At 70.5% G+C, this 23942-nt stretch carries 24 protein-coding genes; 7 read left to right on the top strand and 17 right to left on the bottom strand.

The window, feature by feature from the left end; all coding sequences use genetic code 11:
- Nucleotides 1-161: 161 nt before the first annotated feature.
- A complete protein-coding gene (locus ACZ7OU_RS12990) occupies nt 162-410 on the top strand; it encodes a hypothetical protein (protein WP_470241729.1) in 249 nt (82 codons plus the stop codon).
- Nucleotides 411-460: 50 nt separating this feature from the next.
- Here ACZ7OU_RS12990 and ACZ7OU_RS12985 read toward each other — a convergent pair whose 3' ends face one another.
- Nucleotides 461-1237 carry an isoprenyl transferase gene (locus ACZ7OU_RS12985; RefSeq protein ID WP_470241730.1) on the bottom strand — a complete coding sequence of 259 codons (777 nt, stop codon included), beginning with the start codon at nt 1235-1237 and terminating at the stop codon, nt 461-463.
- 113 nt (nt 1238-1350) lie between these two features.
- On the opposite strand from ACZ7OU_RS12985, the gene trhA reads away from it, so the two are divergent.
- Nucleotides 1351-1992 (top strand): PAQR family membrane homeostasis protein TrhA, encoded by a 642-nt coding sequence (gene trhA, locus ACZ7OU_RS12980; RefSeq protein ID WP_470255921.1) that lies wholly within the window; start codon nt 1351-1353, stop codon nt 1990-1992.
- A 57-nt stretch (nt 1993-2049) separates the two neighbouring features.
- On the opposite strand, the gene ACZ7OU_RS12975 is transcribed toward trhA, so the two are convergent.
- On the bottom strand, nt 2050-2523 hold the full coding sequence (locus ACZ7OU_RS12975) for a carboxymuconolactone decarboxylase family protein (RefSeq protein WP_470255169.1): 474 nt from the start codon (nt 2521-2523) through the stop codon (nt 2050-2052).
- 298 nt (nt 2524-2821) lie between these two features.
- On the opposite strand from ACZ7OU_RS12975, the gene ACZ7OU_RS12970 reads away from it, so the two are divergent.
- Nucleotides 2822-3646 carry a PRC and DUF2382 domain-containing protein gene (locus ACZ7OU_RS12970; protein ID WP_470255168.1) on the top strand — a complete coding sequence of 275 codons (825 nt, stop codon included), beginning with the start codon at nt 2822-2824 and terminating at the stop codon, nt 3644-3646.
- 50 nt (nt 3647-3696) lie between these two features.
- Here the strand turns inward: ACZ7OU_RS12970 and ACZ7OU_RS12965 are convergent, their stop codons facing one another.
- Both ACZ7OU_RS12965 and ACZ7OU_RS12960 read right to left on the bottom strand, forming a co-directional pair.
- Nucleotides 3697-5586, bottom strand: coding sequence for an acyl-CoA dehydrogenase family protein (locus tag ACZ7OU_RS12965; RefSeq protein ID WP_470255167.1), 1890 nt, complete (start codon nt 5584-5586; stop codon nt 3697-3699).
- A gap of 80 nt (nt 5587-5666) precedes the next feature.
- Nucleotides 5667-7037, bottom strand: a complete 1371-nt coding sequence (locus ACZ7OU_RS12960) for a glycoside hydrolase family 28 protein (protein ID WP_470255166.1) — start codon at nt 7035-7037, stop codon at nt 5667-5669.
- Nucleotides 7038-7209: 172 nt separating this feature from the next.
- Between ACZ7OU_RS12960 and ACZ7OU_RS12955 the strand changes: the two genes are divergently transcribed.
- Together ACZ7OU_RS12955 and ACZ7OU_RS12950 are read left to right on the top strand one after the other, a co-directional pair.
- Nucleotides 7210-8346, top strand: coding sequence for a DUF6745 domain-containing protein (locus tag ACZ7OU_RS12955; protein ID WP_470255165.1), 1137 nt, complete (start codon nt 7210-7212; stop codon nt 8344-8346).
- A gap of 18 nt (nt 8347-8364) precedes the next feature.
- Nucleotides 8365-8808 (top strand): hypothetical protein, encoded by a 444-nt coding sequence (locus ACZ7OU_RS12950; RefSeq protein ID WP_470241747.1) that lies wholly within the window; start codon nt 8365-8367, stop codon nt 8806-8808.
- A 108-nt stretch (nt 8809-8916) separates the two neighbouring features.
- Here the strand turns inward: ACZ7OU_RS12950 and ACZ7OU_RS12945 are convergent, their stop codons facing one another.
- The 11 genes from ACZ7OU_RS12945 to ACZ7OU_RS12895 all read right to left on the bottom strand — a co-directional run bounded on the left by ACZ7OU_RS12945 (nt 8917) and on the right by ACZ7OU_RS12895 (nt 18645).
- Entirely contained in the window at nt 8917-9474 is a 558-nt protein-coding gene (locus tag ACZ7OU_RS12945; RefSeq protein ID WP_470241748.1) for a hypothetical protein, read from the bottom strand.
- Nucleotides 9475-9552: 78 nt separating this feature from the next.
- Nucleotides 9553-11520 (bottom strand): thioredoxin domain-containing protein, encoded by a 1968-nt coding sequence (locus tag ACZ7OU_RS12940; RefSeq protein ID WP_470255164.1) that lies wholly within the window; start codon nt 11518-11520, stop codon nt 9553-9555.
- A 22-nt stretch (nt 11521-11542) separates the two neighbouring features.
- Nucleotides 11543-12265 (bottom strand): hypothetical protein, encoded by a 723-nt coding sequence (locus ACZ7OU_RS12935; protein WP_470241750.1) that lies wholly within the window; start codon nt 12263-12265, stop codon nt 11543-11545.
- Nucleotides 12265-13410, bottom strand: a complete 1146-nt coding sequence (locus ACZ7OU_RS12930; protein WP_470241751.1) for a hypothetical protein — start codon at nt 13408-13410, stop codon at nt 12265-12267. Before ACZ7OU_RS12930 ends, ACZ7OU_RS12935 begins: the two co-directional genes overlap by 1 nt.
- Nucleotide 13411: 1 nt before the next feature.
- A complete protein-coding gene (locus ACZ7OU_RS12925) occupies nt 13412-14680 on the bottom strand; it encodes a hypothetical protein (protein ID WP_470241752.1) in 1269 nt (422 codons plus the stop codon).
- A gap of 15 nt (nt 14681-14695) precedes the next feature.
- Nucleotides 14696-15568, bottom strand: coding sequence for a phage distal tail protein (locus ACZ7OU_RS12920; protein WP_470255163.1), 873 nt, complete (start codon nt 15566-15568; stop codon nt 14696-14698).
- On the bottom strand, nt 15569-17062 hold the full coding sequence (locus ACZ7OU_RS12915; protein ID WP_470255162.1) for a phage tail protein: 1494 nt from the start codon (nt 17060-17062) through the stop codon (nt 15569-15571).
- Between the two features lie 14 nt (nt 17063-17076).
- On the bottom strand, nt 17077-17226 hold the full coding sequence (locus ACZ7OU_RS12910) for a hypothetical protein (RefSeq protein ID WP_284750608.1): 150 nt from the start codon (nt 17224-17226) through the stop codon (nt 17077-17079).
- 59 nt (nt 17227-17285) lie between these two features.
- Nucleotides 17286-17702, bottom strand: coding sequence for a hypothetical protein (locus tag ACZ7OU_RS12905; protein ID WP_470255161.1), 417 nt, complete (start codon nt 17700-17702; stop codon nt 17286-17288).
- Nucleotides 17699-18175, bottom strand: coding sequence for a phage tail tube protein (locus ACZ7OU_RS12900; protein WP_470241756.1), 477 nt, complete (start codon nt 18173-18175; stop codon nt 17699-17701). The genes ACZ7OU_RS12905 and ACZ7OU_RS12900 overlap by 4 nt, the downstream gene beginning before the upstream one ends.
- A gap of 47 nt (nt 18176-18222) precedes the next feature.
- Complete coding sequence (locus tag ACZ7OU_RS12895) at nt 18223-18645, bottom strand: minor capsid protein (protein ID WP_470255160.1); 423 nt, start codon at nt 18643-18645, stop codon at nt 18223-18225.
- A 123-nt stretch (nt 18646-18768) separates the two neighbouring features.
- Between ACZ7OU_RS12895 and ACZ7OU_RS12890 the strand changes: the two genes are divergently transcribed.
- Complete coding sequence (locus ACZ7OU_RS12890) at nt 18769-20136, top strand: 3' terminal RNA ribose 2'-O-methyltransferase Hen1 (protein ID WP_470255159.1); 1368 nt, start codon at nt 18769-18771, stop codon at nt 20134-20136.
- Nucleotides 20133-22622: a polynucleotide kinase-phosphatase gene (locus ACZ7OU_RS12885; RefSeq protein WP_470255158.1), complete on the top strand. Its 2490-nt coding sequence runs from the start codon at nt 20133-20135 to the stop codon at nt 22620-22622. Before ACZ7OU_RS12890 ends, ACZ7OU_RS12885 begins: the two co-directional genes overlap by 4 nt.
- Here the strand turns inward: ACZ7OU_RS12885 and ACZ7OU_RS12880 are convergent, their stop codons facing one another.
- The gene (locus ACZ7OU_RS12880) at nt 22623-22949 is read right to left on the bottom strand and encodes a hypothetical protein (protein ID WP_470241760.1); all 327 of its coding nucleotides are present in this window, start codon (nt 22947-22949) and stop codon (nt 22623-22625) included.
- On the bottom strand, nt 22946-23857 hold the full coding sequence (mca, locus tag ACZ7OU_RS12875; RefSeq protein ID WP_470241761.1) for a mycothiol conjugate amidase Mca: 912 nt from the start codon (nt 23855-23857) through the stop codon (nt 22946-22948). The genes ACZ7OU_RS12880 and mca overlap by 4 nt, the downstream gene beginning before the upstream one ends.
- Nucleotides 23858-23942: the final 85 nt, after the last annotated feature.

Below are 23942 nucleotides of genomic sequence, written 5' to 3'. Positions count from 1 at the left end.
AAGAGAGAACCGTACCGAGTGAAAGCGCCTGCGCCAGGCTCACACAATGGGCGTACAGGTCGTACGAGAAGCCCGATAAGCGAGTAATTTTTTGACTGCGGGACACACCACCGGTCCTCCGGTGCCCCGGATCCCAACAGTTCTACCTAGGAGTGTGCGAAGTGCTGAAGAAGGCTGGTTTCGTGGCCGCCACCGCTGCGGGCCTCATGATGATCGGCAGCACCGCGTTCGCCGCCACGGGCGACCACGGCGGCACCCCGGACCCGACGTTCGGTGACGCCTACGCCACGTTCATCGAGGGCGGCGGCGCCCTGGGCTACGGCGCGGCCTCCCTGGTCGCCGGTGCCTACGCGGGCATCGCCACCACCCCGGCGCTGATCCTGCACTCGCTGGAGCACCACCACCACTGAGTGTGGCTTGCGAAGGGCCCCGGAGTTCGCTCCGGGGCCCTTCGGCGTTTCTACGATCCGAATCGCCGGTGCCGCCAGGCGTAGTCGCGCATGGCGCGCAGGAAGTCGACGCGGCGGAATGCCGGCCAATACGCTTCGGTGAACCAGAATTCCGAATGCGCGGACTGCCAGAGCAGGAATCCGGAAAGGCGTTGTTCACCGGAAGTCCGGATGATGAGGTCCGGATCCGGCTGCCCCGAGGTGTAGAGGTGCTCGGAGATGTGGTCGACGTCCAGGATCTTCGCGAGCTCGTGAATGGTCGTGCCCTCGTCCGCGTGCTGGAGCAGCAACTTGCGGACTGCATCGGCGATTTCCTGCCGCCCGCCGTAACCGACCGCGACGTTGACCTCCATCCCGGTCCGCCCCTCGGTGCGCGCGGCGGCTTCGCTGAGTCGCTTCGCGACCTCGGTGGGTAGCAGATCGAGGGCGCCGACGATCCGCAGCTGCCAGCTCTTGCCGGGCGCGGCGAGCTCGTCGGTGACGTCGGTGATGATCTTCAGCAGCGGCGTGAGCTCGTCCGGGTCGCGGTTGAGGTTGTCGGTCGAGAGCAGCCACATGGTGACGACCTCGACGTCGGCCTCGTGGCACCAGCTCAGGAAGTCGGCGATCTTCTTCGCCCCGGCCCGGTGCCCGTCCGCGACGTCCGAAAAGCCGGCTTCACGGGCCCAGCGGCGGTTGCCGTCGAGCATGATGGCGATGTGCCGCGGATGCCGGCCGGCGGCCTGCTGGATGAGGCGCCGGCCGTAGGCGCTGTACAGGACGTCGGACAAGAAGGAGCGCACACTCACGTCGAGGAAGCCTACGCACCCGGTGTGAGGCGCGTGACTTGACCGCTGCCCGGGAACCTACGGTCCCGTAACCTGGTCGGGTGAGCCTGACGACGGAACCACCCGAGCCCGTAGTGGACCTCCGCCCCCGGCTGCGCGGGCACATCCACTTCTGGACGTTCTTCGGCGCCGTCGCGGCAGCGGCGGTACTGATCAGCCTGGCGGCGTCCACAGTGTCTTCGACCGCGGCACTGGCGACGTCGGTGTACGGCCTGACGGTCCTGGGGCTGTTCGGCGTGAGCGCGCTGTACCACCGCCGCCTGTGGAGCCCGCGAGCGTACAAGTGGATGAAGCGCGCGGACCACTCGATGATCTTCTTGTTCATCGCGGGCACGTACACCCCGTTCACCCTGCTGGCGATGTCCAAGCCGACCGGCTACGTGGTCCTGACGATCGTCTGGGGCGGCGCGGTTCTCGGCGTGGCGTTGAAGATGCTGTGGCCGCACGCACCGCGGTGGCTCGGAGTGCCGATCTACATCGCGCTCGGCTACGTCGCGGTGTTCGTGTTCCCCGAGCTTTTCACGCACGCCGGAGTGGCGGCGGTGGTGCTGCTCTGCGTGGGTGGGCTGTTCTACACGCTGGGGGCGGCGTTCTACGGGTTCAAGTGGCCCAACCACTGGCCGGATACCTTCGGGTACCACGAGTACTTCCACGCGTGCACCGTGCTCGCGGCGATTTCCCACTACATCGCGATCTGGCTGGCCATGTACGCCTAGGCCGCCGCTGGGGACCTCCCCCTGGAAGTCCCCAGCGAAACACCTCCGTGAAACTTCTCAGCCGAACATGCCCGGCTGGTACTCGCCCGCCGGGTTGCGGGCGATCACGTTCAGGCGGTTCCACGTGTTGATCTCCGCCACCAGGCAGACCAGCGCGCCGATCTGCTCGTCGTCGTAGTGCTTGCGGATCTGGTCCCACGTCTCGTCCGTCACTCCGGTGTGGGTGTCCGCCAGGCGGGTTCCCTCCTCCGCCAATGCCAGGGCCGCGCGCTCCGGCTCGGTGAACACCACCGCCTCGCGCCACGCTGCCACCATCGCCAGGCGGACCGCCGTCTCGCCCGCCGCCGCCGCGTCCTTCGTGTGCATGTCCAGGCACATTCCGCAGCCGTTGATCTGGCTCGCGCGGATCTTCACCAGCTCCTGCGTCGCCTTGGGGAGCGACGACTCCTCGATCGGGCGCGACGCCGCGATCAGGCGCTTGAAGAACTTGCTCGTGACCTCGTTCTCGAACATGTTGAACCGCGCTTCCATGACCCGTTCCCTTCATCGTCCGCTGTCACCCCCCTTGACGACGCGGGCCGCGGGGTTGTGACAGCTCGCCCGGTGGCGCCGGTCACATCCACACCTTCGCGCCATCCCCCACGCTGCCGGGCACGGCGAAGACACCCCACGCGACCTGCGGGAACGCGCCGGGCCTCGCCACTGCGTGGCGCTTCAAACCAGCACTTTCCGGGGTCACCCACGGGAGCACCACGACGGTTGCCGTGATCAACAGCGCGCCTCACCGTGGCTCCTACAGACACCGACGCGCGAAAGGAGCAGCACCGCGATGGCCAAGACCATGCAGCCCCAGGAGCTCATCGACAGTGCCGTGGTCGACCCGGCCGGAAACAAGCTCGGGAAGGTCGGCAACGTCTACCTCGCCGACGCCACGCACCAGCCGGAGTGGATCACCGTCAAGACCGGCCTGTTCGGCACCAAGGAGAGCTTCGTCCCGCTCTCGGGTGCGCACACCGACAAGGATGGCGTGCACGTCCGGGTCGACAAGAGCGCCGTCTCCGACGCGCCCCGCATCGACGCCGACGGGCACCTCTCCCCCGAGGAAAGCGCCCAGCTGTACCAGCACTACGGCCTGCCGATGCCGCGGACCTCGCCGGACGGGCGGATGGGTGACCGGACGCAGGGCCGGGACCCGGCCATGGGCGGCACCGGCCGCGGCAAGTCCGAAATGGACGCCGGGCAGCGCGGGAAGTCCGAAATGGACGCCGGGCAGCGCGGGAAGTCCGAAAAGGACTCCGGCATGACGCGCTCCGAGGAGCGGCTGAACGTCGGCACCGAGCAGGTCGAGACCGGGCACGTGCGGCTGCGCAAGTACGTCGTCACCGAAGAACAGCAGGTCACCGTCCCGGTGCGGCACGAAGAGGTGCGCATCGAGCGCGAGCCGATCAAGGACGGCCAGGCCGGCGCCGAGATCGGCGAGGCCGAGCAGGACGTCATCCTCCACGCCGAGAAGCCTGTGGTGCGCAAGGAAGCAGTGCCGGTCGAGCGGGTGCGCCTGCGGACCGAGACGGTCACCGACGAGCAGACCGTCTCGGGCAAGGTCCGCAAGGAGCAGTTCGAGGTCACCGACGACGAAGGCAAGCACCGCAAGTAGGCCCCCGGTGGGTGGCCGGCCCCCGACGCCGGCCACCCCCGGTCAGCGGATCAGGAGCGCAGCATCGGCGCCGCGAGGAACTGCTCCGGGATCGCGAACGCGTCCACCAGCGCCCGCGCGTGGGGGCGCAGCTGGGCGCACAGGCCGTTCACCGCCGCGGTGACGGCCTTTCCGCGCGACGCCGTCAGGCGGCCGTGGCCCAGGAACCACGCCAGGTCTTCTTCGATCGCCGACAGCGCGTACAGGTCGCAGACGCGGTCGAGCAGCGTGCGGGCGTCCGGGTCCTCACACCGTTCGATCGCCGCCGCGAACGCCTCCAGCACCAGCCGCTCGACGTGGACGCGGCCCGCGCGCAGCACGTGGTCCTGAGCCGCGTTGAACACCCCGAACGGGTCCGAACCCGCCTTGCGCAGGCGCTTCGCCACCCCCTCGACGACGTGCTCTTCGCGGTCCTCGAACAGCCTCAGCTGCCACTCGCGACGGAAGAAGACGTCCGCGTCGGACCCCTCGGTGAGCGACTCGAGCGCCTTCCGCGCGGACGTCCGCTCCAGGATCGCGCTGACCACCTGATCGGCGAAGAACCGGGCCGTCGCGAGGGGCGAAAGGTCCTCGAAGTCGTGCTTGTAGCTGGTCAGCAGGCCCTTCGCGACCAGCTGCAGCAGCACCGTGTTGTCGCCCTCGAACGTCGTGAAGACGTCGGTGTCGGCCTTCAGGCCCGGCAGGATGTTCTCCGCCAGGTAGCCCGATCCGCCGCACGCCTCGCGCGCCGCCTGGATCGTCGCCGTCGCGTGCCACGTGTTGAGCGCCTTCAGCCCGGCCGCGCGCGACTCCAGCTCGCGCTGCTCCTCCTCCGGCGCCGACGAGTCGATGTCGTGCAGCTTCGCCACCAGCTCTTCCTGGGCGAACGACAGCGCGTACGTCTTCGCCAGCGCCGGCAGCAGCTTCCGCTGGTGCCCCAGGTAGTCGAGGATGACGACCTCGTCGCCGTCGGGCGTCATGAACTGGCGGCGCTGCTCGCCGTAGCGGATCGCCAGGGCCAGCCCGCGTTTCGTGGCGGCGCCCGCGCTGCCGCCGACGCTCACCCGGCCGCGGATCAGCGTGCCCAGCATCGTGAAGAACCGGCGGCTGTCGCTTTCGATCGGGCTCGAATACGTCCCGTCCTCGGCGACGTCGCCGAAGCGGTTCAGCAGGGCCTCGCGCGGGATCCGGACGTTGTCGAAGCTCAACCGTCCATTGTCGACACCGTTCAGGCCTGCCTTCGGACCGCAGTCTTCAATGGACACTCCGGGCATCGACGCCCCGGACTCGTCGCGGATCGGCACCAGGAAAGCGTGCACCCCCCGGGATTCGCCGCCGGTGACGAGCTGGGCGAACACGACCGCCATCCGGCCGTCGCGCGCCGCGTTGCCGATGTATTCCTTCTGCGCCATGGCGTCCGGGGTGTGCACGACGAACTCGCCGTCCGCGAAGGTCGCCGTCGTGCGCAGGTGCTGGACGTCGGAGCCGTGGCCGTGCTCGGTCATCGCGAAGCAGCCGAGCAGGCCGAGGTCCATGATCGCGCGCAGGTGCGCCGCGTGGTGGCGCTCGGTGCCGAGCAGCTGGACGGCGCCGCCGAACAGTCCCCATTGGACGCCAGCCTTCACCATCAGCGACAGGTCGCCGTAGCCGAGCAGCTCGAACGACGTCACCGAGCCGCCGACGTCACCACCGCCGCCGTACGCCGGGTCGAAGCCCAGGCCGGGGCGGTCGCTCTCGGCCAGGGCGCGCAGCTGGTCGAGCACCTGGGCGCGGTGGTCCTCGATGCCGAGGTCCACCGGGTCCCGGAACTCCGCCTCGCTCATCTGCGCGCGGACGCCGCGGCGCAGCTCGGCCCAGCGCCCGTCGAGGACGGTGGTCAGCGCGTCCGGATCCACCTTCGACGGCACTTCGGGGATGTCCACGGCTACCTCCGGAAAGGACTGACGGCAGGCTTCCTACTCGTTGGTAGTAAGCCTGCCGCAGCCGCGCCGATCCTGCCACGTCAGATCGGCTTGCCGTTGACCCTCACATTCGTGAACTTGGCGTTGTCCACGTACTTCAGCGTGTTCGACGTGTCGGACACGCCGTCAAACGTGGAGTTCGCCACGCTGAACCCGTGCACGTGGGCGTTCGAAAGACCGCTCACGTCGAAGGTCTTGCCCGCGATCTTCGTGCTCGAGCAGTTGCCGATCGTGAACGGCCCGAACGACGGGACGTAACCGCCGGTCTGGCTGTTGTACGTGGACGTCACGTACACGAAGTTCCGCGCGAAGGTGCCGGAGACACTGTCGAGGTTGACGTTCTCCGTGAACCCGCCACGCAGCGTGTTCGACTTCACGTACAGCGCGAACTTCGTCTCACCCTTCACGGTGAGCTGGTACGCGTAGACGTTGCGGATCCCGCCGGTCTGCTCGCTGCCGCAGGTGATCGCGCCCCAGTTGCCGTTCATCACGCAGTTCACGACGACGAGGTTCTGGCACGGGACGTTCACGCGGCGCCCGTCGGCGTCGCGGCCGGACTTGATCGCGATGTTGTCGTCGTGCGCGCCGAGGGTGCAGTTCGCGATGACGACGTGGTCGCACGACTCGGGGTCGCAGCCGTCGGTGTTGGAGTGCGCGGTGCTGGGATCGGTGCTGACGCCGTCGACCGTGACGTTGCGGCACAGCGTCGGGTGCAGCTGCCAGAACATCGAGTTCTTCAGGGTGACGCCTTGGATCAGCACGTTTTCGCAGTCGTACGGCTCGACGAACGCCGACCGCATCGTGTGCCCGGAACCCGGGACCACGCGTTTCTCCGGCGCGGTTCCCTTGGCCACCAACGTTTCCAGGTAAGCGCGGTCGCTGCCCTTGTTCCACGACGACGTCGCCGCCGCGTCGAGCGTGCCGCTGCCGGTGAGGCCGATGTTCTTTTCGCGGTAGGCGTAGATCATCGGCGAATGGTTGACGCACTCGATTCCTTCGTAGCGCGTCAGGACGTTCGGGAACTTCGACGCGTCACCGCCGAACTTGAGCACGGCACCCTTTTCCAGGTGCAGGTCGACGTTGCTCTTGAGGTAGACCGCACCGGTGAGGAAACTGCCGGCCGGCACGACCACGTGGCCGCCGCCGGCCGCGGCGCAGGCGTCGATCGCTTTCTTGATCGCCGCGGTGTTGTCGGTCTTGCCGTCGTTCTTCGCGCCGTACCCGGTGATCGGGAAACTCCGGTCCGGGAACGTGGGAACCGTGGTGTTCGCGACGATGTCGTTCGCCGCCGGCCACGGGAGCGTGGGGACGTCGACGCGGTACCGGTGGGGAGCCGGCGCCGGGATACCGGGCACGAGCGAAACCGCCAGTGTGCCCTTGATCAGCTGCCGACGGGTGAACCTGCCGTCCATGGACGCCATCCTTCGAGGGAAGACCCGGTGCGACGGCGGAACCACGGCACGGACCGTGGGCACGACGAACTCTAAGCGCGAACGCCCCCGCGGGTCCAGGCTTGCGCGACGGGCGAAATTGCTGTCATGATCGGTCCATGTCGATTCGAAAGGGCGTGCGCGCCCTCGCGCTTTGAGCGCCTCGCGACGGCCAGGCCGTCGCTTCCCCGGCCCCGAACTCTGGTCACGGGCCCTCGAAATCCGGAACTCCTGGCTGAGCCACGCGCTGAGCACCGAGCCGGCTGACCGTCCGGCCGCGGAAGCGGCCATCACCCGCCTTTACGAGCTGGCCGGCGCGTCGCCGCCGACGTTCTCGTGGGTGGCTTCCCCGGCCGCCGCCGTCGAGGTGGTGGCACCCGGGCAAGCGCTTTCCCTGGACGGTGAGCTGCCGGTCGAAGCCCGCCTGGCGACGCTGGTGACGTCCCTGCGCGAGCGGCTCGACCAGCGGATCGGCCCCTGGCACGACCCCCGCGTGCGGATGGACCGGCCCCCACCGGACCCGCTGCGGTTTTCCCTGCGGACGCTGCTGAACAACGGCCTGGGACCCGCGCTGCGGCGGTCGATCCGGGACTCCGTCGCCGGTGCCGTCCGCGGTGCGCTCACGACGCGGGCCGGGCTGCACTGGGACGGCCAGCAGGAAGCGCATTGGATCGCGCTGTACGACCTCCACCGGCAGGTCGACGACGTGCGGTTCGACGCGGCCGACGTCGCCCAGCTCGATCTGTGGGCCACGCTGGCGCGGTCGTGCGGCTGGTGGTGGCCGCGGGAAGGCGTCTGCGTCATCGCCGAACGGCCGCTCGTCGTGCGCACCGAACGCGTCGACGGGGACTACGGCCAGGTCCGGCTGCACCACGCGACCGGCCCGGCCATCGCGTTCCCCGACGGCTGGACCGTGCACGCGTGGCGCGGGACGCGGGTGCCGTCCTGGGTGATCGACGCGCCGACGGCCGACCGGATCATGGCCGAACGCAACGTCGAGGTGCGCCGCTGCGCGCTGGAACACCTCGGCTGGCCGGAGTTCGTGGCGGAAGCGGGGCTCGAGCTCCTCGACCGCGCCGACGACCCCGGCAACCCCGGGTACGAGCTCCGGCTCTACGACGGCCCGGCGACGCGCCTGCTGCTGGTGGTCAACGGCTCCGTCGAACGCGATGGCACGCGCCGGCACTACGGGCTGCGCGTGCCCGCCGAAATCGACCATCCTCTCGACGCCGCCGGCTGGACGTACGGGCTCAGCGGAGCCCAGTACGCGCAGCTGCGGCGCCGGACCTGAACTCCTCGAGGTGATCCCATGTATTTGGCAGAACTGCTCGACAAGACCGGGCTCGACGTCCTCGCCCACCTCGACCGGCAGGTCGACGTCCCGGTGATCGACGGGCTCCAGGCCCAGGGCGACCTGATCGTGGTGCCGTGGGCGATGACCGGGCTGGCGGAGGCGCGCGGCGGCTGGCACGCGTTGCCGGCCGAGGGCGTCGAACTCGTCCAAGGCGGCGACGGGACCAACCCGCACACGCTGGTCGGCTCGTGCGACCTGACGAGGTGGGTGGCGGACCCCGAGGGGCTCGCGGTGGCGGTGGTCGACAACGCGGCCCCGGTGTACCTGGTGCACCCGGAGCACGGGGCGACCGGCATCGCCCCGGGTCGCTGGCTCGTGCGACGACAGCGTGAGGCCGGCGGCTTCCGGCGCGCCGGGGCGAGCTTCTACCAGGGCGGGCCGGTGCTGGTCGCCGACTGAGGGGCCCGTGGGGTGCCACCGAGGGGGCGGCACCCCACGGCACCGGTCGTGAGTGGGAAACCGTGTTCTAACGCTGTTTCCCACTCACGACCGGCCGCGGCAGACCGCTCAGGCCAGGTCGGGGCCCTTCGAACGCAGGTCGTCGACCTTGGTCATCGCTTCCCGCAGCTCGCCGAGCCAGCTGTCCGCGTGCTCGCCCACCAGCCGGACCGCCCACGCCAGCGCGTCCGAACGGGACCGGGCCACGCCCGCGTCCACCAGGGTGTCCAGCACCAGGCGCTCCGGCTGGCGGAGTCGGGTCATCACCGGGGCCGAATGCGTGGTGAACAGCGCCGTCGTGCCGCCCAGGCGCGCTCCCCATGCGACCTTGCGCTGGTAGCGGTGCTCGGCCTGGCGGGCGATCTCGATGCGCTCGTCGCGCGTCTCCTCGCGGTGGCGGCTTATCCGGCCCTCTTCGGCCGCCGCGCGGGCCGCGTCGTCCGCGTACTCCTCCGTCAGCGCCGGGAGCTCGCCCACCACGATGATCTCTTCGCGGTCGACCGAGATGTCCGGTGCTCCGGTGAACCAGCCGTCGGGCAGGCGCCCGCCGAACCACGCCGCCGCGTCGCTCGCCGACGGCACCTCCGTCTGCTGCCAGCCGCTGCTGCCCTTCCAGCCACGTCCCATGTCCGCCACCTCCGCGATTACATGATTACAACGCTACTCAAGCTACGCCGGATACAGGCGGAAGAGCAGGCCGTTCACTCAGAGCTGAGCCGTCAGCTCCTCGGCGGAGGTGACCGGGCGGTCGCAGACGTACCCGCGGCAGACGTACGCCGCGGCCGACCCGTCCACCAGCGGCCGGTCCGCCAGCAGCGGGACGCCCGGCGCGTCCGGCTCCCCGGCGAGCACGATGCCGCCGCCGTGGACCCCGCGCGCCGCGGCCAGCCGCAACGCCGGATCCGCGCCGACCACCGCGACCTGCACCGGGCCGGCCTGCAGCGCCTCCGCGACCGACAGCCAGTGCCCGGCGAACCGCGGCACCCGCGCCGCCAGCACCCCGACCCGCCGCAGCGCCTGTTCGGCCGCCTCGCGATAGCGCGTCGCGGAGTCGTGCCCGGCCAGCGCGGACGCCGTCAGCAGCGCCCCGGCCAGCGCGGACGCTCCCGCCGGGCTCGCGTTGTCGCCCGGGTCGGCCGGACGCTGGACCAGCGTCTCGGCGTCGTCGGCGGTGTCGAAGTACGCACCAGGGACGTCCGGGGACGCGAAGTGCGCCAGCGCCAGGTCGAGCAGCCCGGTCGCCTCGGTGAGCCACTTCGCGGCGCCGGTCGCCTGGTGCAGGGCCAGGAACCCGTCGGCGACGCAGGCGTAGTCCTCCAGCACCCCGGCGGACTCCCCGACGACGCCGTCACGCGAGCTGCGCCGCAACCGGCCGTCGACGACGTGCACGCGGAGCAGCAACTCGGCCGCGTCCACGGCCCACTGGATCCACTGTGGACGATCTAGCGCGACCCCTGCCTCGGCCAGCGCCGTGATCGCCAGGCCGTTCCAGGACGCGATCACCTTGTCGTCCCGGCCCGGCTGCGGCCGCTTCGCACGGGCCTCCAAGAGCTGGACGCGGAGCGCTTCCGGCAGGTCCCCGAACAGGCGCAACGTCGAGGCACCCTCCTCGAACGTCCCCTCCTCGGTGACGCCGAACAACGACGCCGCGGAGTCGTCGCCGACCACCTCACGCAGCTGCGACGGCGTCCATACGTACGTCAGGCCTTCGACGCCGTCGGTGTCCGCGTCCAGCGAAGACGCGAAGCCACCCTCGGCCGTCCGCAGGTACTCGAAAAGGAAGTCCGCGGTCCCGGAAGCGACGCGCAACGCCGTCGCCGAACCGGTCCGCCGCCAGAGGTGTGCGTAGAACCGCAGAAGCAACGCGTTGTCGTACAGCATCTTCTCGAAATGGGGAACGACCCACGAAGCGTCCACGGAGTACCGCGCGAAGCCGCCGGCGAGCTGGTCGTACAGACCGCCGCGGGCCATCGCCTCGGCCGTCTTGTCCACAAGGGACAGTGCGTCGGCCGAGCCCGTCCGCTCGTGGTGCCGCAGCAGGAACTCCAGCACCATCGACGGCGGGAACTTCGGCGCGCGGCCGAACCCGCCGTTGACGGGGTCCGCTTCCTGCTGAAGCTTTTCGACGGCGGCCGCGAGCACGGCTTCGTCCACAACGGACTCCTGCAGCGGGCCCGTCTGCTCGGCAATGTGCGCGACGATCTGCTTGGCGCCCTCCAGCAGCTCGTCCGGCCGCTCCCGCCACGCCTCGGCGACGGCGGCGAGCAGCTGCCGGAACGACGGCATGCCCGGCCGCGGTGACGGCGGGTAGTAGGTGCCGCAGTGGAACGGCTCGCCGTCCGGGGTCAGGAAGCACGTCATCGGCCAGCCGCCCTGCCCGGTCATCGCCTGCGTGGCGGCCATGTACACGGCGTCGATGTCCGGCCGCTCCTCGCGGTCGACCTTGATGTTGACGAAGTGCTCGTTCATCAGCGCCGCGGTGTCGGCGTCTTCGAACGACTCGTGCGCCATGACGTGACACCAGTGGCACGCCGCGTAGCCCACCGAAAGCAGGATGGGCACGTTCCGCCGCTTCGCCTCGGCGAGCGCGCCGGCGCCCCACTGCCACCAGTCCACCGGGTTGTCCGCATGCTGGAGCAGGTAGGGGCTGGTCGCACTGGCGAGACGGTTCATGGCTCCCAGCGTAAGTGCGGGTTCACGTCTGGCGCTGGGTGGCGTCCATCGCGACGCCGACGACGTTGCCGGTGCCCGACGTCCGGCGGTAGTTCACCGCGACCCGCACCTCACCGGCGTAGGGCTGGCCGGGCAGGGCGTACGGGCCCCGCCGGTTGCGGCCGAGGCCGGGGCCCATCGACCACGTCTCCGCGACCCTGGCCTGCCCGGCGGCGTCGGTGATCACGATCTGGCCCTCGCCGTTGGTCGCGCCTTCGCACCCTTCGACGGTGAACAGCTGGATGAACGGGTGGGTCTTCTGGAAGTTGGCCTCCCACACCGTTTCGAACGACGCGTTGGTGATCTTCGGCCAGTCGGCGAACCGGACCTTCTCGAACGACACCGGGATCCACGGCCGCGCCAGGCCGGTCCCGGACACGGCGTCGTCGGAGGCGACGATCCCGCTGCCGCCGTCGGTCAGCGCCCAGAACTGGCGCCCGCTGTCGGTCGTGTACGTGTACATCACGTCCGAGCCGCCGTCACGGCGGATGCGGATGATCTGCTTGCCGTCGCCGCCCGGCCCGAAGTAGAGGATGAGGTGCCCGTCCGGGTCGACCATCCGGATCACGCCGTTGTCCTGCACGGTGAACGTGCCGCCGGAGATGGTCGCGTTGCCGATGCCGACCCGCTTGCGGAGCTCGTCGACCTCGCGGCGCAGGGCGACCACCTGGTCGACGATGTTCGACGGCTGGTTGATCTGTGCCATCAGGCCGCGTCCTCCAACAGGGGGTTCATGGTCAGGACCACGCCCTCGCGCCCATCGTCGCCGACGGTGACGTCGAGCGCGACGATCCGCATCAGCGTGTCGAGCCCGCCGGCGTGGAAGTCGTCCTTGATGATCACCCGCGCGTCGTCGCCCATCCCGATCTCGGCGACGGTCGGCGGGAGTCCGCCGTGGACGGTCAGGGTCGGCAGCACGACGGGCAGCCGGCTCACCGCCTGGTCCGAAAGCGCGTGCGAGGCCAGCTGCCCCGGGTCGGTGACGGAGCTGTAGCCGTACTCGGTCTCCAGCATCGGCCAGCCGTCGGGGTACCGGTCGCGGTCCTCGGCGACCGCGACGAGCATGCCGGTCTCGATCCCGTCGCCGGAGGCGAACGTCCGGGTGGCCATCCGGGTGCCGTCCGACGGCCAGCCGTACCCGAGCAGGTTGCCGCCGTACTCCCAGACGTGCGCGGAGCCCTGCTGCCCGAGCCTCGGCGTGCCGAGCCGCAGCAGCCGCGTCGGGCGCCCGTCGCGGTCGGGCGGCCCGACGTCGAACATCACGTCCGGACCGTCGTAGAGCTGGGAGAGCTTGCGCAGCGCGTCGCCGACGCTGACGTTCTGGTAACCGAAGTACGTCCGGTCGAGCCTGATGCCGGAGAGGTCCCGGTCGGGGAACGTGACGCCGATGTTCCCGCCGGGGTGGGACTGCGCCAGCTCGACCAGGTTGCGGGCGATCGTGTTCTGGTCGGTGTTCTTCCACTCGACCTTCTGCTTCGCCACGAAGTGCGGGTCGGTGAACGCGGCCGCCGGCAGCACCGGCAGCACCTTGCGGTGCTCGAAGTAGGACCAGAAGTCCCCGCACCCCAGGGAGATCTGCTGGGACGTCGAGTCGAACTTCCGCGTCCACACCGGCCCGCCCCACACCGGGCGGCTGTCGCGCAGCACGTAGACGACCCGGCGCCCGGGCGTGCTCAGGTCGTACGGGTCGATCGCGCGGATCCGCGGGTCGCCCAGGCTCAGCGTCGCGGACAGCGAACCCGAAGCGCCGAGCTTCTTCGAGTACTTGACGCCGGTGAGCGGGACCTCGGCGAGCGTCCGGTTCGTCACCAGGTCCGAGATCAGGTACGTGTGGACCGGGTCCTGGGCCATCTCAGGCCCGCAGCCAGGTCAGCGAGACGTGGTTGACGTTCGCCCAGCCCGCGTCGTGGACGCGGCCCGCGTTGTCGGTCCAGAAGATGACGCTGACCGTGGCCCCGGCGTTGAAGAAGTTCGTCGTGGCGCAGCTCATCGTGCCCGGCGAGGTGAGCAGCCAGCGCGACATCGTGTTCGCGTACCGGATCTCGACGTTGGCGCCGTCGGTGATCGCCATGTAGGTGTGGTACTCGCCGGTGCCCTGCGGCGCGGTCGTCCGGAAGCTGGCGGTGATGGTCCAGATCCCGGCCCGGTTGAGCGTGAACACGTCGTTGGCCGCCGAGGTCGTGACGTCCGGCGACCCGTAGACCATGGTCGGGAACCTGCTGCGGGTGTTGGTCTGGGCCGGGAAGGTCTGCACGTTGCCGCGGACCTCGTAGCGCGCCTCGTGCCGGGTGGCCGTCGGCGTCGTGCCGACCGCGCCGCCGCCCGCCGCGACCGAGCCGATCCAGTCCGCGCCGTTCCAGCGGTAGACCAGGTTGTCCTGCGTGCTGAAGGCCAGCTGGCCGGGCAGCGGGTCGGTGATCATCGCGCGGACGTCGGCGAGCGAGGTGCACACCGGGATGCTCGGCACCCGCCACTTCTCGCCGTCGTTGATCTCCAGCCAGCGGCGGTCCTGCCGGTAGGTGGTGAGGCCGTTGTAGCCGTGGGTGCCGTTGCGGTCGTCGACGCCCTTGCTCGGCATGATCCCGCCGAGCCCGACCACCCAGCCGGGCCGGCGGTCCTGGATCTGCTCCGGGGCGATCGACTTGGCGCCGGCCGGGACCCGCACGCTCGCCAGCAGCATGTAGTCGCCCGTCGGGGTCGGCTCCTGCGACGTCGTCGGGTCGCCGACGATCTGCTTGACCACGAACCCGTTCGCGGTGTCGCCGTAGAACTTGTCCGTCTGCTGCGCGACGATCAGGTCGATCCGCGCGTTGGCCGAGTGCGCCGGGTTGTCCTTGAGCAGGTCGAGCGTCTTCACGGCGTCCAGCGTCTGCACGTAGCTGCCGGCCCCGCGGCTCGCGCGCATGAACATCTGGAACGGCTGCACGGTCACCGTCCCGTCCGGCGTCGGCGACGCCGCGGCCACCCGGCCGGGATCGCCGTTGGCGGGGCGGATGCCGTTGCGGGAGAGCACCGGGCTCGGACCGGACTGCACGGCCGCGCTCAGCGCCAGCCGCGCGTCTTCGGTGGTGATGACGCCGTTCGGCGAGTCGGACACGGCCCACGAGTTGCGCTCGGCCATGGTTTCCCCCTCAAGTCAGATGATGGCGTGCCGCCAGCGCCCGGTCAGCGACGCCTTCGGGTCGTAGGACGCGGCGGTGAAGTCGACCTGGACCGCGCCGTTCGCGGGGATCGGGAACCAGCCGCGGGCGAGCAGCTTGTCGCTCCGGTTGACGCCGTTGAGCAGCACCGTCCGCGCGTCGGTGTCGATGGTCAGCACCTGCTCGTCCCCGACGGTGAAGGTGTCGTCGAACACCAGCCGTTCACCGGTGTCCCGGTTGGCGATCACCGGGCCGGTGACCGGGCCGCGGATCTCCCACACGGGCCAGCTGGCCGCGCCGCCCGCGTTGACCGCGCGCAGCCGGCCGCCCTGCTTGCCGGTGCCGAACACCAGCGGGAAGGTGAGCGGGAACGCCAGGCCGTCGGCCGGCGGCGAGGGCAGGGCGGTGACGTCGCGCTGCTCCGCGACCGAGTACAGCCGCGGATCCGTGGCCTGCCACTGGATCGCGCCGGTCGTGTAGCCGAGCGCGTAGTACTTCTCGACGTTGATCGTCCGCCGGACGCACCGGGCGTTCGCCAGCCAGCTCTCGCCGTCGAGCCGCACGATGAGCGGCTCCTCCAACGGCCGTTCCGACGGCGCGGTGATCTTCCGCAGGGTCGTGACGACCGCGCCGAAGTCCGCCGCCGGCACGCCCTTGACCAGGTACGACAGCGTGACCGTGCGCTGGCCGGCCAGCTGGTTGCCCTGGAACCCGCCGTGGCGGCCGGGCCGGTCGGGGTTGTCGGCGCGCATCTCCGGCAGGTCGAGCCAGCCGTCGAGCTTGGTCATCCGGAACGGGCTGCCCGAGCCGAGCAGCGTGTCCCGCCACTCCAGCTGGCCGTCGGCGGTGATCAGGTCCCCCGCGCTCACTCAGCCACCCCCTCGGGACATCCAGTCCAGGTCGCCCGCGATGTCGCGCGGGGTCTGGCTGGGTGTGGCGTAGAAGTTCTCGATGTGCACCACGGCCCGGTCGGGCTGAGGCGCGTCCGTGCCGAACCCCGCGCCGGCGAAGGCCAGCGCCCTCGGCTGGACATTCGCGAGGTCACCCAGCCGGTTCGTCACCAGGCCGGCCAGCTCGGTCGACGCCCGTGACACGGCGGTGCTCGTCTGCTCGATGCCCTGGGCGAGCCCGAGCGGCACCCAGCGGCCGAGCTCGGCGGCCACCTTCGACGGGGAGTTGATGCCGAGGATCGACTTGATCGGGCCGGGGATGATGTCCTTGATCAGCCCGATGATCTTGTCCTTGATCCAGTTCGCGGCGTTCTTGATGCCGTTCCACAGGCCCTCGAGGATCGAGCTGCCGACGTCGAGCAGCAGGTTGCCGAGGTTGCCCAGCGCGCGCAGGATCATGCCGGGCAGGCCGCCGAGCCACGACAGCAGCTCGCCGAGCTTCCCGACGGCGCCGCTGACGATCGAGCCGAACCAGCCGATCACCATGCCGGGCAGCTGGCCCAGCCAGCCGATCGCGGCGATGACGCCGTTGATCGCGACCTGGATCGCCGAGACGATCGCGTTCCACACCATCTTGAGGAAGTCCCAGATGGCCTGGAACGCGGCCTTCGTCCACGCGACGATCGTGTCCCAGTTGGCGATGATCAACGCGACGAGCGCGACCACCGCGGCGATGATGATCGGGATCGGGCCCATCGCCAGCAGCCACGCGGCAGCCATCTTCGCCGCGTTCACCAGCGATTCGACGCCCATCATCACCCAGGCGGCGACGACCTGCGCGGCACTGGCCAGCGCACTCCAGCCCATCAGTCCCCATTGGACGATCGCCACCGCGCTCTGCGCGAGGAACACCGCCGCCGACGCCACCGCCTGCGCGGCCATCGTCGCGAAGGACGCGATCGTCGCGGCCGCGGCCACCGCGGCGGCGATCCCCAGCTGGACCAGCGCGGGCAGGAAGAACGTCAGGATGGCGCCGCCGACGATCATGATCGGGGTCTGGTTGGCCGCGATCCAGCTGCCCAGCGCCTGGAACGCCGGGACGAGCGTGCCGTTGATGAACGCGCCGACCGCGTCGAACGCGGGCTGGAGCTTCTCGCTCAGGAACGCGATCGCGGTCTGCAGCCCGGCTTGCAGACCGGTGGACAGCAGTCCCATCACCGGCCCGCCGACCAGGCTCAGCAGGCCGCCGCCGAGCGCCGTCGCCGCCTGGACGCCGAGGCCCGCCGCGGCGCCGACGACCGGGCCCTGCGACTTGCCGAGCGCTTCGGCCACCTTCTTGCCGGCCTCGCCGGCCTTCTCGACGATCTTGTCCTTGGCCTTGTCGAACTCGGTCTGCATCTCGGCCAGCGTGTCCTTGAACATCTGGTCGTTGATCCCGAAGTTCGCGATGAAGTCGCCGACGGTCAAAGCCATCGCACACCCCCTCCCTACAGGTTGCCGATCACCGAGCGGGCCGTCTCCCCGTCGACCTCGACCGGCTCGTCCTTGGTCACCTGGCGCCACACACTTTCCGGGGACAGCCCGGAAACGAGCGCGGCGAACTCCCACCAGGACAGGCCGTCGTCGAGGTCGGCCATCAGGTCACGGCCGTACTCGCGCCGCCAGTCCGCGTAGAGCAGCCGCCAGTGGCGCAGGATCAGGCGGATGGTGTGTTCGCCGTCGCCCCCGCCACGCTCGCCGCGGGGGCCTGCCCGTTTCCCGGGGCCTGCTGCCGGTTCTGGTAGAGCTGCTGGCAGGTGCCGAGCACGTCGGGCAGGTCGTCGATCTCCAGGCCGCGGTTGAGGATGTCGACCAGGTTCTGCTCGCCGAGCAACGCCGAAAGCATGTCGAACGCCTCCTCGGCGCTGACCTCGTCCGTGGCCGCCCGGCCGTTCTTCTTCGCCGACACCGCGAACAGGATCAGCTTGGCGGGCAAGGAATGCGGCAGCGTGTAGACCTTGCCGAGGATGCGGATGCGCGGTGCCACGCGGGCCGCCTTGCGCTCGCGCCAGGCCTCGTCGAAGTCGTAGTCGACGGTGAGCTGGTCGTCGGAGACGCCGTTCGGTTCGGTCATTCGCCGTCCTCCGCGACGCTCGCGCTGACGGCGGCGGTGGTCGACGGACCGGACCGGGTGATCGTGGCGACCCAGGCGTACTTGTCGTTGTTGCCACCGCCGTGCTCGCCGAGGCTGAAGGTCGCGTTCCAGACCTTCCACTGCGTGTCCACCGGGTGCCGGAAGCGGATCTTGCCGACGCTGGCGAACCCGACCTGCGTGGCCAGCGCTTCGACCCGCGCCTGGCCCGGGTCCTGCGCGCCGTTCGCGGGATCCTTCAGCAGGAACCCTTCCAGTGCGAGCGTCGCGCCGCGCTGGATGACCTCCTGCTCGTAGTTCCCCGCCGAGTCGAACGTCGTGGTGTCGACGACCTCTTCGTTCTCGCCGGCGTTGGGCACGGCGGAGTTGAGGCCCCCGACCGGCGTCCAGGTGGTGCCGTTCGTCTCGGCGACCTGGATGATGATGTCGCGGGCGTTGATCTTGACCGTGGGCATCGACGCTCCCCTCCTCGAAACTGCTTGTGCGGTGCGGAAAAGCCGGTTCAGGCGCGGTTGCCGACGGGGCGGTGCAGCTCCATCCGCAGCGCGACGGACCATTCGTCGCGATCGCCGGCGTCGCGTCCGACGTAGACCGGACCGGCCTGCGTGCCGACGCTGGAGACGAGCCAGGTGTTGCCGGGCAGCCGCCGGTTTCCCAGTCCGTGCACGGCGTCGTAGACGGCCTGGGCCTTCGCCTCGGCCGTGACGGGGTTCTTCGGAGTACCGCGCACGCGGATCTGGACCACGGGTTCGTCGTAGGGAAGCCGTGCGTCGGACTCCGCGCCGGGAAGGCGGCTCAGCACCAGGACCGCGTCCGGGGTGGCGGGCATCGCGAGCAGGAAGACGTCCCCGCCGGTGCCGCCCGATTCGTAGTTCCCCAGCCCCAGTTCCTCAAGCAGCGCAGCGACTTCTTCAAGAAACGTCACAATGGCCCCCCGGCCTGCTCCCCAGCCCTGTCGCCATCGTGCCCGAGGTCCGAAGGATCGTCAACTGTCCGTTTTTGCCAAAATTCGGCCGCACTCGCCACGGTTCTCGGCCACACTGGGCAGGTGCTGCTGACGATCACGACGACCCGGAACCCCGCCACCGACTTGGGTTTTCTCCTGCACAAGCACCCGGAGAAAGCGCAGTCGGTCGCGCTGTCCGCCGGTACCGCGCACGTCTTCTACCCGGAGGCGGCGGAAAATCGCTGCACCGTCGCGTTGTTCGCCGAAATCGACCCGATCGAGCTCGTCCGCGGCGGCGGGACTTCGCTGACGCAGTACGTCAACGACCGGCCCTACGCCGGCGGCTCGTACCTCGCGGTCGCGCTGCGGGCCGCGTTCACGACGGCGCTCGCGGGCCGGTGCGCGACGCGTCCGGAACTCGTCGACGAGCTTTTCGAGCTCGAGATCCGCGTGCCGTCGCTGTCCGCGCGCGGCGGTGCCGAAGTGGTGCACAAGTTGTTCGAGCCGCTCGGCTGGCGCGTTGCCACCGAGCCGATCCCGCTCGACCCGCAGTTCCCGGAGTGGGGCGAGAGCCACTATGTCGACTTGACGCTCGCCGGCACCCACCGGGTCGTCGACGCGCTGCGCCACCTCTACGTCCTGCTGCCCGCGCTCGACGGCGGCAAGCACTACTGGGTCGGCCAGGACGAGGCAGACAAGCTGCTGCGCGCCGGCGAAGGCTGGCTCTCCGCGCATCCCGAGCGGGAGCTCATCGCGAACCGCTACCTCGAGCGGCGCCGCCCGGTCGTCAACTACGCGCTCTCGCGGCTGGCCGAGGCGGACGACGTCCCGGCGGAGGCCGAGGCGGTCGTCACCGAGCTGCCGGACAAGCCGGAGAGCCTCGCGTCCCAGCGCCACGGCAGCGTGCTCGCCGCGCTGCGGGCCGCGGGCGCGCGGCGCGTGCTCGACCTCGGCTGCGGCTCCGGTGCGCTGCTGCGCGTGCTCGAGAAGGAGCGTTCCTTCGTCGACATCGTCGGCGTCGACGTCTCCGCGAGCGCGCTCGCCATCGCCGAAAAGCGGCTGGGCGGTTTCACCCGGGTGACGCTGCGCCAGTCCGCGCTCACCTACGCCGACCCGGCGCTGGCCGGGTACGACGCCGCCGTGCTCATGGAGGTCGTCGAACACGTCGACGAGGAGCGGCTCCCGGCACTGGAACACGCGGTGTTCGGGGTCGCGGCGCCGCGCACGGTGCTCGTCACGACGCCCAACGCCGAGTACAACCGGCTGTTCGAATTCCTGCCGATGGGGCATTTCCGGCACGCCGACCACCGGTTCGAATGGACCCGAGCCGAGTTCCGCGCCTGGGCGGACGGCGTCGCGACCCGGCGCGGCTACGACGTCCGGTACTTGCCGATCGGACCGGAGGACCAGGAATCGGGACCGCCGACCCAACTGGCGGTCTTCACCACCCAAAAGGAGGTGGCCGCGTGAAGCTGACCGTTCCCGACATGTCGCTCGTCGTGCTCGTCGGCGCTTCCGGCTCCGGGAAGTCGACGTTCGCACGCACGCACTTCGCGCCCACGCAAGTGCTCTCCAGCGACTTCTTCCGCGGACTCGTGGCCGACGACGAAAACGACCAGTCGGCGTCGGCCGAAGCGTTCGACGCACTGCACTACGTCACGGCGAAGCGGCTCGCGGCCGGGCGGATGACCGTCATCGACGCGACGAACGTCCAGCGCGCTTCGCGGGCGAGCCTGGTGAAGCTCGCGAAGGAGCACGACGTGCTGCCGACGGCGATCGTGCTCGACCTGCCGCTCGGCGTCTGCGTGGCACGCAACGCTTCGCGCCCCGAGAGGGACTTCGGCGACCACGTCGTCCGGCGCCAGCGCGGCGAGCTCCAGCGGTCGCTGAAGTCGCTGGAGCGCGAGGGGTTCCGGCGGGTGCACGTGCTGCGGTCCGAGGCCGAGGTCGCCGAAGCGGAGATCGTCCTCGAGCCGCTGCGCAACGACCAGCGCGAGCTGACCGGGCCGTTCGACGTGATCGGCGACGTCCACGGCTGCGCGGCCGAGCTCGAGGAGCTGCTGGCCGAGCTGGGGTACGTCGACGGCGCGCACCCGGACGGGCGGACGGCGGTGTTCGTCGGCGACCTCGTCGACCGCGGCCCGGACACCCCGGGCGTGCTGCGGCGCGTGATGGGCATGGCCGAGAGCGGCACCGCGCTGGTCGTCTGCGGCAACCACGAGCAGAAGCTGGTGCGCGCGCTGCACGGCCGCAAGGTCAACGCCGCCCACGGGCTCGCGGAGTCGCTCGAGCAGCTCGCCGCGGAAAGCGAGGAGTTCCGCCGTCGCGCGCACGAGTTCTGCGACGGGCTGATCGCGCACTACGTCCTCGACGGCGGCGACCTCGTCGTCGCGCACGCCGGGCTGCCCGAGCGCTACCACGGGCGCGCGTCCGGGCGGGTGCGGAGCATGGCGCTCTACGGCGACACGACTGGCGAGACCGACGAGTACGGCCTGCCCGTGCGGCTGCCGTGGGCGCGCGACTACCGCGGATCGGCGATGGTCCTCTACGGGCACACGCCGACGCTGGAGCCGGAGTGGGTCAACAACACGATGTGCCTCGACACCGGGTGCGTGTTCGGCGGGAAGCTGACCGCGCTGCGCTACCCCGAGCGCGAGGTCGTCTCGGTGAAGGCGCACCAGGTCTGGTACGAGCCGGCCCGGCCGCTCGACGCGTCACGGCCGTTGGGCGGGCGCGAGCCGGCGGTGCTGGAGCTGACCGACGTCACCGGGAAGCGGATCCTGCAGACCGCGCACCACGGCCGCGTCGGCGTCTCGGCGGAGCAGTCGGCGGCGGCACTGGAGGTGATGAGCCGGTTCGCGGTCGACCCGCGCTGGCTCGCCTACCTGCCGCCGACGATGGCGCCGTGTTCGACGTCTTCGCGGGAGGACTACCTGGAGCACCCGGAGGAGGCGTTCGCCGAGTACCGCGCGGCGGGCGTCGAGTCGGTGCTGTGCGAGGAGAAGCACATGGGCTCGCGGGCCGTGGTGCTCGTGTGCCGGAACGACTCGGGTACCCGGCGGTTCGGCGTCGAGGGCGGCGGCGCGGTGTACACGCGCACCGGGCGGCCGTTCTTCTCGGCGGAGCAGAACGCTTTGCTCCTGGACGACGTGCGCTCGGCGGCCGGCGGGCTGTTCGACGAGCTGAAGTCGGACTGGCTGCTGCTCGACGCGGAGCTGCTGCCGTGGAGCGCGAAGGCGGGCGGGCTGATCGCCGGCCAGTACGCGGCGGTCGGCGCGGCGGCCCAGGCGGTCCTGCCGGCGGCGGTCTCGGCGCTGACGACGGCGTCCGCGCGCGGCATCGACGTCTCGGACCTGCTGCGGCGCACGGCAACGCGTGCGTCCACAGTGGAGGCTTACCGGGACGCCTACCGGCGGTACTGCTGGCCGACGTCGGGGCTGGACGGGGTCCGGCTGGCGCCGTTCCAGCTGCTGGCGTCGGAAGGGGCGGCCTACCACGACCGGCCGCACTCGTGGCACCTCTCGGTGCTCGACGGCCTCACCGGCCCGCGCTTCCAGCGCACCCGGACGCTGCCGGTGGACCTGCTGGACGCCGCGTCGGTGGCCCGGGGCGTCGCGTGGTGGGAGGAGCTGACGGCGGCGGGCGGCGAAGGCATGGTCGTCAAGCCGTCGGCGAACCTGACCCGGGGCGCGCGTGGGCTGGTCCAGCCGGGGGTGAAGGTCCGCGGGCGCGAGTACCTGCGGATCATCTACGGGCCGGACTACACGCTGCCCGCGAACCTCGACCGGCTGCGCAAGCGCGGGCTGAGCCGCAAGCGGATGCTGGCGCTGCGCGAGTACGCGCTGGGGCTGGAGGCCCTGGAGCGCGTCGCGCGGGGCGAGCCGCTGTGGCGGGTGCACGAATGCGTGTTCGCGGTGCTCGCCCTGGAGTCGGATCCGGTGGACCCCCGGCTCTAGCTAACTGTCGGCTTTGGTGGTCGAGGAGTCCTTCGCGGGCTTCTCGGCCACCTCGGCTTCACCCTGCTCCGGAGCCTCGGCCTCGGCCTTCTCCTCGACCGGCGGGTCGTCGAAGCTGGCCGGGACGCGCTTCAGGTGCTTCGTCATCGAGCGGACCAGGAACGCCACCGCGATGAGGAACAGGATCAGCACCAGGAAGCCGACCGGCGAGGACTTGCCGAAGTCCTCGCCCTGCCCGCCGTTGTCGCCGTCACCCGGTTGCTGCGTCAGGACCAGGGCCGACGCGGTCACCGGAAGCGCCACGCCGGCCGGCAGCGTCAGACTCATGTGTTCACCTTCTCCTCGATGCCGATGCCGGCGAACAGGTCGTCCTCCGGCAACGTGCTGTCGACCTGCGACTTGACCAGCTCGTACTCCTCGGTCGGCCAAGTCTCGCGCTGGATCTCCAACGGGACGAAGAACCAGCGGCTGTTCGGGTCGATCTGCGTCGCGTGCGCCTTCAGCGCCTCGTCCCGCACCTCGAAGTATTCACCGCACTCGACGCGGGTCGTCACCCGCTCCATCACATCGGCGCGGTCGGGGTCCCACTTCGCCAGCCACTCGGTGTACGGCGACTCGATCCCGGCCTCCTTCAGCGCGGCGTCGAACGCGACCATCCGCGCCTTCGAGAAGCCGTGCATGTAGTACAGCTTCAGCGGCTGCCACGGCTCGCCCGCGTCGGGGAAGCGGTCGGGGTCCGGCGCCGCGTCCCACGCCGCCATCGACACCTCGTGCGTGCGGATGTGGTCGGGGTGCGGGTAGCCGCCGTTCTCGTCGTACGTCGTGATGACGTGCGGGCGGAACTCCCGGATCACGCGCACCAGCGCCTCGGTCGACTCCTCGAGCGGCACGACCGCGAACGAGCCCTCGGGCACCGGCGGCATCGGGTCGCCTTCCGGCAGGCCGGAGTCGACGAAGCCGAGCCAGCGCTGGCTCACCCCGAGGATCTTGGCCGCGCGGGCCATCTCCTCGCGGCGCACCTCGGTCATGTTCGCCAGCACCTCGGGCCGGTCCATGGCCGGGTTGAGGATGCTCCCCGCCTCGCCACCGGTGCACGTGACCACGAGCACCTCGTGACCTTCGGCGGCGTAGCGCGCCATGGAGGCGGCGCCCTTGCTCGACTCATCGTCCGGATGCGCGTGCACGGCCATCATCCGCAGGCGCGGCTTGGCGGTCTTCGTCAGCTGGTCCACCATGCTGCGAACGACTCCTTCTCTACCTGTATTCCGCGACCCACCTGCGGGCCGCCCACCCAGCGGGCGGATACTCGAAGCCGTACCC

The organism is Amycolatopsis sp. NPDC114505 (genome assembly GCF_055633615.1).
The sequence above is the reverse complement of the archived record's forward strand: the minus strand, read 5'-3'. Positions and strand labels throughout refer to the sequence as shown.